The sequence below is a fragment of the Nostoc sp. FACHB-152 genome, assembly GCF_014697475.1.
Classification (GTDB): domain Bacteria; phylum Cyanobacteriota; class Cyanobacteriia; order Cyanobacteriales; family Nostocaceae; genus Nostoc_B.
In genome coordinates, this window is record NZ_JACJRV010000130.1 from 1 (window position 1) to 12045 (window position 12045).

The window sequence follows — 12045 nt, forward strand, 5'->3', positions numbered from 1 at the left end:
TTAAAAGGATAGGGATTCATCGCATCTTTGAGTTGCTCACAGTATAAGTTCACCCTATCATTGCTGTGTCTATTTTTGGATCTTATTTAATTCTCAATCCTAAATCATTATCATGGTAACTTTAATCCTAAAAATTTAGTATTTAATGCTAATCTTCAAGAATTTACTCAAAACGTAGTCTACATTGTTAGCTTAGAAACCTCTGGCAAATTCTTCCTGAAGAAGCTTACAATCAAATTCAACAATTATGGCGGGAAGTAACCATTAGTAAAAATGAGCTAAACATCGGCGCAGATAATGAGCATTCAAGGTAAAGTACCACAAGGAACGCTACGCTTCACTTATGGCTTCCTGTCCTGAACCAGTGGTATTACCCCTACTCCCAATACAGTTCGGATAAGCTCTTGAGGCTGGAGGAATTAAGCACTTGTGCAGGGGTGCAAGGGGGAATGGACACTAACCTCTCCCCTGCCCCCTTGCTCACCTCAACAGATAAATTTGTTAACCGAACCGTATTGCCCCTATTCCTACATCCTAATTTTGATGATTCGCTGCTACAGGTAAAAATCCACCTGCCTGCATTTCCCATAATCTGAAGTAAGCACCACGACGTGCCAGTAATTTGACGTGGGTACCATCTTCAATAATCTGTCCTTGATTGAACACCAAAATTCTGTCTAGGTGGGCAATAGTAGAAAGTCTATGAGCCACGACAATCACTGTTTTTCCGTTCATCGCTATGTCTAGAGTATCTTGAATCGCTTTTTCAGTAATTGAATCGAGGCTGGAAGTAGCTTCATCTAAGATAAGGATTGGTGCATCTTTAAGGATAACTCTGGCGATCGCAATGCGTTGTCTTTGTCCTCCAGACAATTTAACACCACGCTCACCCACCAAAGAATTATAACCCTCCTTCATTTGGACAATAAAATCGTGAGCATAGGCTTTGCGTGCTGCTTGCATCACTTCCTCATCGCTTGCATCTATGCGCCCATAACGAATATTTTCCATTAATGTGCGATGGAACAAAGATGGATCTTGAGGAATTAAACTAATCTGGGCGTGTAAAGCATCTTGAGTCATATCTTGAATATCGACTCCATCAATCAGAATTTGCCCTGATTGAGGATCGAATAAACGTAAAATCAGATTTACAAAGGTAGATTTTCCAGAGCCAGAAAAGCCAACGAGTCCGACACGTTCCCCTGGTTGGATGGTAATAGAGAGATTTTCAAATACTTTTTTCTCAGCAGAATAGTTGAAATTAACTTGCCGAAACTCGATTTTACCTTGAGTGATAGGATGAGCGATCGCTTTCTCCCGATCAATCAACTCATGGGGTTGGACAATTGTAAACACACCATTGGCAACGTTACCGATATGTTCAAAAAATTCCAGAAAGCGGCGGCTTAAATTACGGGCTTCACTGATAATTAATAGTGACAAGCTAGTAGCTACAACAAAGTCAGCCGCAGCAATTAATCCTTGACTCCAAAGCGAAACTGAGTAATATAAAATACCGATTTTTAGAATCGCTGCGGCGATGAACTGAAACCAGCGAATTCGCTCCGAGTACCAGTTGGACTCTCTCACATATTTGAGTTCGTGCTTTAATTGCTCATTTAAATAACGTCGTTCAAAACCCAAGCGAGCAAAAAGCCTGCTACTACTGAGATTTGTCACCGCATCTACAATAATCCCAGTTGTCTCACTTCTAGCGGCTGCGGCTTTGCGGGAGTAAATTCGGCAACGAGTTGCCAGCCAGAAAGAAATACTGATAAACAGAACTGCCCACACGCCTACGAATGCAGCCAAGGGTGGATAGGCACGATACAGTATAATTGCGGACACAACATATACAATAATTACAGACATAAATTCCGTAATCATCATTTGCATCGTCTGGGTGACACCCAGCGATGTTTCACCGATGCGATGTGCTAAAGCCCCAGCAAAACTACTGCTTAAATAACGATGGGAATGATGTTGTAAGTAGGCATATAAAGAGCGGACAATGTGTTGGCGGTGGATTGGATGTAGGATAGTTTGCAAAAGTCCCGCCGAGCGCCCGAATACGACTTCACCCACACTTAAAGCAGTGAATAATATTAAGGGTTGGCGTATAACATCAAAAATCTGCTTATTGTCTACCGTTGAGCGCGTCACACTCCGGATGATCTCACCAATAGCATAGGGCAACATAATGCCACAGGTTGCGTGTAATGCCTCTAAAATTACCATTACTAAATACCACCAGCGAAACTGGTTAACGAAATAGCAAATGAACCGAAATGGAGTATTAGGTAAGTTTGGCGCACTAGCAGCACGTTGAAAAGATTTGGAAAGTCTGACCTTTCTAATCATGAAAATTGTTCTCGTAATAATTTAGCTGTTTTGTAAAACAAAAATGGGCGGCTAATTTAGCCGTCCTAGGGCGTTAAAAACTGTGTGCCGCAACTCGTTCAAAATTTCTCTCAAGAAACACAGGCAATAGGCAATAGGGCAATAAGAAAAGACTTCTATATTTTGCTAGTGGCTTGAGCCGCTAGTAGGAAGCTCAAATCTTTGTGCTTTTGGAAGAATTCGGAATTGACTAAGCCCCGTTGGGGCGGGTGTGGGGGAAGAAGGACTGTTATGAGTAAACTAGTTTTGCGTTGCTCACGATTAATCTATCCGCCCGACACCCTGCGCGCAGCGCATGACTAAACCATAATTTCTGATGGCGTAATTGCAGCATACAAATCAGGTGGCAGTAATGCTTCGTTGATATCAATTTTCTTGGGTATAACACCTGCTTCAAAGAATAAGTCTGCTACACGCTGTTGTTCTGCAATTAGTGCTGGACTTAAACCTCTACGTCCGGCGAAAGTGCGACGAGACATAACTCTGTCTGCTACATCTTCATCGAGCTTTTGTTCTTTAATCATCAATTTTTTGACTTCATCTCGATTCGCCTCTGCCCATTTATCAAGCGCATGAAGTTCTTCAATTACAATTTTGAGCAAGCCGAGATTTTCTTCGGCAAACTTTCTGTCAGCAATATAGTAGCTACCAGGAGAATCTAGGCCAACGGAATCTCTCAGGACACGAATGCGATTCATCTTTTGGGCGATCGCATAGTGCGGATCTCCTGTCATCCACACAGGAATTCTCCCTTCCAGAAAAGCACCCCGCGCCTCAATCGTTGGCATACTTCTAATTTTAATATCTTTGATAGTCAAGCCAATTGACTGTAAAGCTCTCAGAATAAAATAGTGCGATGCCGAGCCTTTTTGAAAATATACTTCTTGTCCCTTAATTTCCTCAAACTTTGTCAGGGGCGATTCTGGCGGGACAGCAATCACACTACTTGTTCCAGTTCTTGCAGTTCTTTGTGTACCGACAACATAAACCAGTTTTGAACCAGCGACTTGTGCAAAAATTGGTGGCGTTTCGCCTACTGATCCCACATCAACTTTGCCCGCCGCCATTCCTTCCATCAGTTGAGGGCCTTGGACAAATTGCGCCCATTCCACCTTAATTCCCAGTGGTTCTAAGCGTTTTTCTAAAACTTTGCGATTGCGAACCAAATCCCCCGCACTCTGATACCCCATGCGGAGAACCTTCGCTTTTATCCCCAAGGAACCAGTACTAGTTGTTACATTTTGTTGGCTTTGTTGGCTACAACTTCCCAACATATAAGCCAAAGAAAAACCACCCACACTAGATGTAGCAAAATTGAGAAAACGACGGCGGTTAATCATATATATATTGATATATCAAAAATGTTGACTAACGTAGAGAATCGCCCCTGCGGTATTCGGTGGTGATATCGTCTAACTTTTGTTTCAAATTGTCGTCGAGTTTGACTTCTACTGCTTTGAGGGTGTCGGTTAGTTGTTCTGGACGACTAGCACCAATAATGGGAGCGGTAATAATTGGATTAGCTAACACCCAAGCCACTGCTAAAGTAGTGAGTGATAATCCGGCTAAATCTGCTACTGTGCGTAATTCCTCAACAGTATTAAACTCGCGATCGCGCCAATAACGTTCTTGATAACGCTCCGCCGCAGTCCCCAGAGTAAAACGTGTACCTTCCGTAGGGCCTTGAGCAAGGTTATGCTTCCCAGTCAGTAAACCACCCGCCAAGGGATTGTAAGGAATTACACCCAATCCTTCTTCTTGCGCCAGGGGTAAAAGTTCCCGCTCAATCTCACGGAATAACAAATTGTAGCGGGGTTGAATGGAAACAAAACGAGTCAAATTACGCACATCGGCGCGACCCAAAGCACGGGCGAGTCGGTAAGCTAAGAAATTAGAAACCCCGATATAACGTACCTTACCCGCACGCACTACAGTATCCAATGCTTCCAGAGTCTCATCTAGAGGAGTTGAAGCATCATCAGAATGCAATTGGTACAAGTCAACATAATCAGTTCCCAATCTTCTGAGGGAAGCATCGATCGCATCTAAAATATGTTTGCGCGAAGCACCCTGATCCCAAGGCGCAGACCCAACTCGGCCCACAGCCTTAGTAGCTAGAATAAAATGTTCGCGTTTGCCTTTGAGCCAGCGTCCAATGATTTCTTCGGTACTTCCAGCCGTAGCTAGTCCTCCACCAAGAGGATAAACATCGGCTGTATCGAGAAAATTGATACCAGCTTCAGCCGCAGTATCGAGGATACGTCTGGAAGTTTCCTCATCTGTCTGCAAGCCGAAAGTCATTGTGCCTAAAACAAGGCGGGAAACAGTCAATCCAGTTTTACCGAGTTTAGTTGTTGGTAAAGTCATTGTGATATTGTTGACTAAAAGTAGTTGATTGAGAAAGTTAGGCTATGAGGACTGACGCAAAATCTTCGCTTTGTCCCGGTCTTCCCCCTCGCTCCCTGCCCCCTGCCCCTTTTCCTCTTGTTGACGCGGTTACTAAGGCGTAAACCAATTTAACCAACCTTCCCAGTTTTGGACGATCGCAGCAAATTCTGCATAACCATCTGCCTTTGGATGCGCGCCATCATTGGCTTTTGCTTCTGTTAGCCAGATTGATGATTTCAGTAGACTAGAAAACACATCAAGATATGGCACATCTAGTTCATGAGCAACTAACGCAAATTCTTTTGATAGGTTGGCAATAATTTTTTCTTGCTCAACATCACCACATGGTGGTGGGCCTACCATCAAGACAGGATAGAGTTGTTTTGCTTCAGTCAGAATGCTGCGAGCATTTGCGATCGACTCTGAAAGTTCGATTCCCTGCTTTTTACCCGCCCATCCTGAATCGTTTACCCCAAAAGAAAACACTACTCGACCATCATATTCAGCAGGAAGACGATAAGATACTTCAGAACGCCAACGTTGTTTGAGATAGCGACTTGTCTCAGCCCTTACCCCCAAGTTGTAGTGAGTGATTGCATAGCCTTTTGACTCAGCATGGCGGCAAATTCTACCTGTCCAACCGAGAAACTCAGGATCGCCTGTGCCATTAACAAAAGATTCACCAATAAAACAAATTCTGATTTCTTTGCGAGAGTCTGACATGAGTCAACTGAATTCAGCATGATGTTCATAATTTTATTGGTCATCTCATACTAATGGGCAGGTAAAATAGACTTCTTGCAAAAGTCTTTATTCCGCCTCAGACAGCTACAGAAGCTTGACGACGACTCTGAGAAACAAACCACTGTTGCAATTTCAAATCAGTATAAACTTCATCAGCAATAAAATGATCGCCTTCAGGCAGTACAGTAAAATCTACTGTTCCCCCCAATCCGCGCAAGGTATCAACAATCTGCTGTGTATCTTCAATTGATAGTTTTTCGTCCTTAGCACCTTGAAATATTTGGATCGGAATTTCCTTAAGTGCAGCTAGTTGGCTGATTTCTAAAGTCTTAGGTACACGACCAGACACAGCTACCAGTCCAGCAAAGCGACCAGGATGAGAAGCGGCGATATGCCAAGCCCCAGCCGTACCTAAGCTGAACCCAGATATAATGACACGGGAGGGATCGATAGGCCGGGAGGCGATAAAATTATCCAACAAAGCAATGACATCTGATTCTCGCTCTACCCAAGTCTGCCCCTCAGGAAGTTGGGGTGCTAAAAAGAAATAAGGTAAGGGGCTTGATTCATTCACAAAACGAGGTAGCCCCCATTTCAGCAGCACATCCAAATCATTACCGCGATCGCGCGCCCCATGCAAAAATAACACCAGAGGTGCAGGTTTTTCAGCATCTTCCGAAACAGCCGAAAAAAGATAAGGCAATAAACCAGAGCGACGTTCAATAGCCATAGTTGTAATTCCTCTGTATGTTTGGTGAAAACCTCTCTCCAAACCTCTCTCCTCGTAGGAGAGAGGCTTTGACTTCTCCCCCTTCCCTCGTAGGGAAGGGGGTAGGGGGGTTAGGTTTCCTATTAGCTTTTCCAAATGACTTGAAAAGTCAGGGATCTTGTAGTCTCACGGCAAAGATTTAAGCCACTACAAGATTCTTATCAGTTGGTGGAGATACAAGGTTGTTGACCTTGGATTCAATCGCTGTACCCTTAAAGAAGTCAGAGTTAGCTTGGGTGTAGAACTTATAAGGATTACCGAAGACATAAGCTTTAAAGTCTGCTTCGGAAATCACACCTTCTTGTACCAAATCCCAGCTTTCTGCTAGAGGATCTGTCAAGTCGGGTACATCCCAGTGACCGACATCAGAGGAATAGATGGCGTTGATTTTCACACCCAAGGGATTGGCTTTGTCGTTGAATGCTGCACTAATGGTGCGATCGTCAGACTCAGAACCAAAGAAGAAAGTATTCACCCAGCGATCGCGGATATCTTCAATGGTTTCAATTCCAGCAGCAGCAAAATCTTCTAATTCGCTACCAACAGGTGAACGGCTGTGACGGTTGAAGGAAGAACCTAAGACACTCTTGGTTAGTTCTTCTTTACTCAGAGGATGTGCTTCGAGGAATTCGCTACCAAAACGTGCAAACAACTCGTACAACTCATTAGCATTGGTGAGGTCTGGGTTGTAGTTTTGCAATCCCTTGAGGCTGCGCTTGGAGAAACGGTCTACTAAATGAATGTAGACGTGTGCGCCCCAATCTGCACCACCTTCGAGCATTGCTACGCGCAATTGTGGGAAACGCTTGGTAACACCACCAAAGAACAACGCCTTAGCAAATGCTTGGGAGCCATCAGCAAAGTGACCGATGTGGTTATTCATGTAGTTGCTGATAGAAGAGCGTCCTGTCCAACCTTGGCTACCGTAATGGGTGGTAATGGGGACACCTAATTCAACAGCTTTCGCCCAGAATGGATCGTAGTCGTATTCACTATCCAATCCGTAGAAGTCTATGTAAGAGGCATACTTAGCGATTTCTGGGAATTGGTCAGCAGGATATTTATCTGCGATCGCCTTAATTGGACGTTTCACGCCACCAGGAATATTTGCTACTTTTAAACCTAGTGTTTTTACCGCAAATTCCAACTCTTCAATCGCTTCTTTAGGAGTACCCATCGGAATACCAGCTACCACCGTCAAGCGATCGCTATATTTGCGATACAAGTCAGCATGATAGTGGTTTACCGCCCGTTGTAGTGCTTGACGCTGTTCTGGGCCTGCGCCAGCTGGTGCGAGAACGTTATTGGGAAACAGTACCGAATAATCGGAACCTTGTTCAGCCTGACGCTCATAGAACAGTTCAGGCAAAGTGTAAGTAGCTAAATCTAGAGTATTGCGGGTAACTCTTGCCCACCAAGGCGATCGAATTGTGCGGTAGTACTGGCGTTCTTCGGGTGTTTGTTGATACCAATCTTTGCCATCAACCTTAGAGTTCAGGCGAGAATTTTCAGCCTTACGTAATGCGTCTACGAGTTTTGCACCACCATAATTAGCGATGTAATCTTCCAACGCTGGAGTGAAATCATTGGTATGAACATCGGTATCAATTACCGGATAATCGAGGGTTGCTTTAATTGCAGCCGAGCGAGAAGTTTTTAATCTGCTATACTCAGTCATATTTTTTCCCTTCAAACAATTACAGAAGTAGTGCTGAGAAATGAGTTATGAGTGCTGAGTACGACAAAGCATAATAGTCTTAGTTTTTCGTATCTAGTGGTTCGCCAAGGAAACTTGGCGGGGTAAAGGGCAAGGGGGAAGGGGAAAAGATGTTTAGTCCTTTAACCTTTAACCTTTCCCCTTTTCCCAGCCCTCACCATGCAAAGTTGGGTTGCCAGACTACTAAATAACTCAGCAAAGCCAGTTACTATAACGGAGGAAACCCATAAGGCACTGGCTCATCGCAGAAGCGTCTACAGCACTCGGAACTCACTACTCTAGGATGTGACGCAAAAACTCTCTAAACCTTTGATTCTTTTGTGTTCTACCCTGCGGGAAGCCTCTGACGCGTCTATTTGTCCTTTGTGTTCTTTGCGGTTTGTTATCTCATACCAACACCAATTTCTCTTCCACCTGTTTTGCGGCAAATTGATTAACCGGACGACGTAGCCCCAGGTTTTCTCGCAAAGTACTGCCTTCGTATTCGGTACGGAACAGCCCCCGCTTCTGGAGGATAGGAACGACTAAGTTCACGAAGTCATCTAATCCTGTAGGTAAGATAGGCGGCATGATATTAAAACCATCTGCTGCACCATTGTTAAACCATTCTTCTAATTGGTCAGCAATACTTTCAGGAGTACCAATGATAGTGCGATGACCTCTAGCAGTAGCCAGAGCCAGATATAATTGGCGCAGTGTCAGAGTTCCACGAGTAGCCAAATCCTTGACTAATTTCAAACGACTCTTGTTGTTATTGGTGTCGCTGGGTAGTTCAGGAGCTAGATCATCGAAAGAATATTTCGATAAATCCACACCTTTGTAGTAGTTCTTTAAAATACCCCAAGCAACATCAGGATGGATGAGCGACTGGATGAACTCATACTTTTCTTGGGCTTCTTCTTCAGTCCGTCCAATGATTGGAAAAGCCCCAGGCATAATTTTTAGATCATCAGGAGAACGTCCGTATTGTGCCAATCTACCTTTCACATCAGCATAAAATTCCTGAGCATCAGCGAGGGTTTGATTAGCAGTGAAAATTACCTCAGCAGTACGCGCCGCTAAGTCTCGTCCAGCTTCCGAAGCACCAGCCTGCACAATCACTGGATAACCTTGAGGCGGACGACCGACATTCAAGGGGCCTTTGACAGAAAAATGTTTACCTTTGTGGTTGAGTATGTGCAGCTTATTGGGATCAAAATAAACACCAGATTCTCTGTCACGGATGAAAGCATCATCATCCCAGCTATCCCATAAACCTTTTACCACTTCGACAAACTCTTCAGCACGTTCATAACGCTGGCTATGTTCTGGATGATGCTGAAGACCGAAATTAGCTGCGGCGTTTTCATTACCTGTAGTGACAACATTCCACCCGGCGCGGCCATTACTCAAGTGATCTAAAGAAGCAAACTTCCGAGCCAAGGTGTAAGGTTCTTCGTAGGTAGTCGAAGCAGTAGCAATAAAGCCGATGTTTTTGGTGACAGCAGACAAAGCCGAAAAGAGTGTCACCGGCTCAAAATGGACAAGCTTACCATTGCGTTTTTGAGTTTCTGGTGAACCACCCCAAACTCCTGGACTATCTGCCAAAAACACTGCATCGAATAAACCACGTTCTGCCGTTTGGGTAACTTCTTTGTAATGCTCAAAATTGAACCCAGCATCTATTTGAGCATCTGGATGTCGCCAAGCAGAAACATGATGTCCAGTGGCTTGAATAAATGCACCTAATCGAAACTGACGTTTTTTGCTCATCTGCTTTTTTCTCTAAATTAATTGAATATTGAAATATCACACCAGAGATCTCTCTTTTTCCTCTGCGTGAACCTCCGCGAGACTCTGCGTTTAAGCTTCAATGCTTCCAAACGACATGAATTGTGGCTTTGAGTTCTTCTTTAAACTCTCCAGAAGGCTCAACTGCTAGTAATGCTTCTTTGATATCGGCTTCAAAGGCTTCAGCTTTATCTCCATAGAAAATTTTCAGAGAGAAGGCTGTGGAGTATAAGTAGCCAAGATAGCTAGAAACCGTCCAAGATTTTTCAAATGGTACTTCATACACTTCTTGGCGAGCAAAAGCTGAATTAGCAATTACAACTTCGTGGGGCGGCTCAACTGGTTTACGAATAGCTTGTCCTCGTTGTCCAGTTCGCCGTTCTTCACCTAACCATTTTTTCACTACTTGAATAGCAGCTTGTTTCCAAGGTAAAGAACTTTGCCAAGGATTATCACCTGTGTTGAGCAGTGCAATTCCGCCATCATCCGCCAACAATTCATAAAGGCGTTGCAGTACCAGTTCACGTTCCATCCAATGGAAGGCTCTGCCAATAGTAGCTAGTTTAAATATTCCTAAACTAGAGTCAATTAATTCTGCGCCTTGTTCTAACCAAGTAATATTATTTGCTCCTAAAGATGCGGCTTGGCGTTGTGCTTCCTTAAGCATTTCTGGATCAGGATCAATAGCAACTACTTCCTGAAATTGTGTGCTGAGAGGAATAGCAATTAAACCAGGGCCAGTACCCAAGTCCAGCAATCTTCCTTGACCATTCAGGTTAAATATTTCGGTTAGTTTGTCAAAAACCTCAGGTGGGTATTTAGTTCTATACTGAGCGTAAACTTCAGCAGCACCCTCAAATAATGTTGGGTCATATATGGGAAGTGTTTTCAGCTGAGTCATAATTTGTTTTTTGGCGTAATCAATCTGTATTAAAGTCTTGGGAAGGTTGTTCTTAAAATCTCTGTGTCCTGAGCGGTAGGACGATGTGTATTATGAGAGTTCAGCCTTCTTCCTCAGTTTGTTTGAACAATTTAGCAATCGATAGAGGTTGCTTAAACTCGCTTAAATAAATTTTTGTAGTGTATCAAGCTTAAAGTACTTTAAATCTATCAATTTACAGTAGTTAACTCTTAATAAAGGATTCCATACTTACAAAAAAAATGCAAGTGTTTCTTAACACAAATTTGCTCAAAATTTTTACAAGCTATACCTCAAGGATATTGTTTTTTGAAAAAATTATGCATCTATCCCAAAGCAAAAATAATCGGCTGCTGAATTGGCAATATTACGAGGTAGGATGGATAGTATAAAATTAATAAAACCCCAACTACCAAGAGCGGCAATAGGGGTCAAACAAAAATATTTATTTAAGTTTTTTGTGCCATAGACAAGCATTATTAATAAGCTGTCAATCCAACTGGTGCGATCGCTTTTTCTAAATCAGCCCCTAAAAAGTTAGCTCCGACAATATTAGCACCTGTGAGATTAGCCTTTTCTAAATCTGCATCAAATAAGTTCGCATTTTCTAGGTTGGCGTTTAAAATGCTAGCCTTACCTAAATCTGCACCTTGAAGATTTGCACCTTGCAGGTTAGTTCCTTGTAAATTTGCTCTTTCTAAATCAGCATTTTGTAAGTTCGCATTTGCTAAATTCGCATTTTGCAGATTTGTATCTTTAAGTAATGCTCCTGTTAAGTTACACCCAACACACTCGTTGGTTGCTAGTAAATGCCTAACGTTGTCTGCTACAGAAGTGACAGGCGAAGGTGCCAATTGTGTTGTATTGGGTGCTGTTAGTGCTTGAGCCTTGGCAGTAGGTTGATCAAATAGAGAAAATCCTGCTACAAGTACCAAAAATACGGCAGCTACTATCCAATTAGTTAGCCTTTGAGAAATTGATTTCTTCATGAGTTCCCCTCCTAGAATAGTTCATTAAGCAGTTGATATTTAATGTAAATAAGTTATTTGATAAAAACAACTATTATTTTTGTTCAAACCGATAAACTCAAGTGATGTAAAGCGGTTGTTGATGAGAAACAACAATTGACGCAACCTTGTAACTCTAAATAATTTCGTAAACTTAGGTAAAGTACGTTAAGAATTGTTATGTATGGCAGTTTGCCAAACCCTATATATAGCAATCCTAAATTGTTTATAGCGTTTCTCAGTCTAAAGAAGTACAGTAGCAACAATGGGTAAACCAATTATAAATATCATTTAAAGAGACTTGGTTAAAAGCATTTTCAATCGCTTT

9 protein-coding genes and 1 pseudogene are annotated in these 12045 nt (G+C 42.8%); 1 reads left to right on the plus strand and 9 read right to left on the minus strand.

The window, feature by feature from the left end; all coding sequences use genetic code 11:
* Window positions 1-96 precede the first annotated feature (96 nt).
* Window positions 97-314: pseudogene (locus H6G76_RS37535) on the plus strand (hypothetical protein).
* A 220-nt stretch (window positions 315-534) separates the two neighbouring features.
* Here the strand turns inward: H6G76_RS37535 and H6G76_RS34720 are convergent.
* The 9 genes from H6G76_RS34720 to H6G76_RS34760 all read right to left on the minus strand — a co-directional run bounded on the left by H6G76_RS34720 (window position 535) and on the right by H6G76_RS34760 (window position 11699).
* Window positions 535-2364, minus strand: a complete 1830-nt coding sequence (locus H6G76_RS34720) for an ABC transporter ATP-binding protein (RefSeq protein ID WP_190710734.1) — start codon at window positions 2362-2364, stop codon at window positions 535-537.
* A gap of 338 nt (window positions 2365-2702) precedes the next feature.
* Entirely contained in the window at window positions 2703-3743 is a 1041-nt protein-coding gene (locus H6G76_RS34725) for an aliphatic sulfonate ABC transporter substrate-binding protein (protein ID WP_190710735.1), read from the minus strand.
* 28 nt (window positions 3744-3771) lie between these two features.
* A complete protein-coding gene (locus tag H6G76_RS34730; protein WP_190710736.1) occupies window positions 3772-4770 on the minus strand; it encodes an aldo/keto reductase in 999 nt (332 codons plus the stop codon).
* A 132-nt stretch (window positions 4771-4902) separates the two neighbouring features.
* A complete protein-coding gene (locus H6G76_RS34735) occupies window positions 4903-5514 on the minus strand; it encodes a GDSL-type esterase/lipase family protein (RefSeq protein ID WP_190710737.1) in 612 nt (203 codons plus the stop codon).
* 97 nt (window positions 5515-5611) lie between these two features.
* Window positions 5612-6265 carry a dienelactone hydrolase family protein gene (locus H6G76_RS34740; protein WP_190710738.1) on the minus strand — a complete coding sequence of 218 codons (654 nt, stop codon included), beginning with the start codon at window positions 6263-6265 and terminating at the stop codon, window positions 5612-5614.
* Window positions 6266-6443: 178 nt separating this feature from the next.
* Entirely contained in the window at window positions 6444-7982 is a 1539-nt protein-coding gene (locus H6G76_RS34745) for an amidohydrolase family protein (protein ID WP_190710739.1), read from the minus strand.
* Between the two features lie 426 nt (window positions 7983-8408).
* Entirely contained in the window at window positions 8409-9773 is a 1365-nt protein-coding gene (locus H6G76_RS34750; protein WP_190710740.1) for an LLM class flavin-dependent oxidoreductase, read from the minus strand.
* A 97-nt stretch (window positions 9774-9870) separates the two neighbouring features.
* Window positions 9871-10692 carry a class I SAM-dependent methyltransferase gene (locus H6G76_RS34755; protein WP_190710741.1) on the minus strand — a complete coding sequence of 274 codons (822 nt, stop codon included), beginning with the start codon at window positions 10690-10692 and terminating at the stop codon, window positions 9871-9873.
* A gap of 497 nt (window positions 10693-11189) precedes the next feature.
* Window positions 11190-11699: a pentapeptide repeat-containing protein gene (locus H6G76_RS34760; protein WP_190710742.1), complete on the minus strand. Its 510-nt coding sequence runs from the start codon at window positions 11697-11699 to the stop codon at window positions 11190-11192.
* Between the last annotated feature and the right edge of the window lie 346 nt (window positions 11700-12045).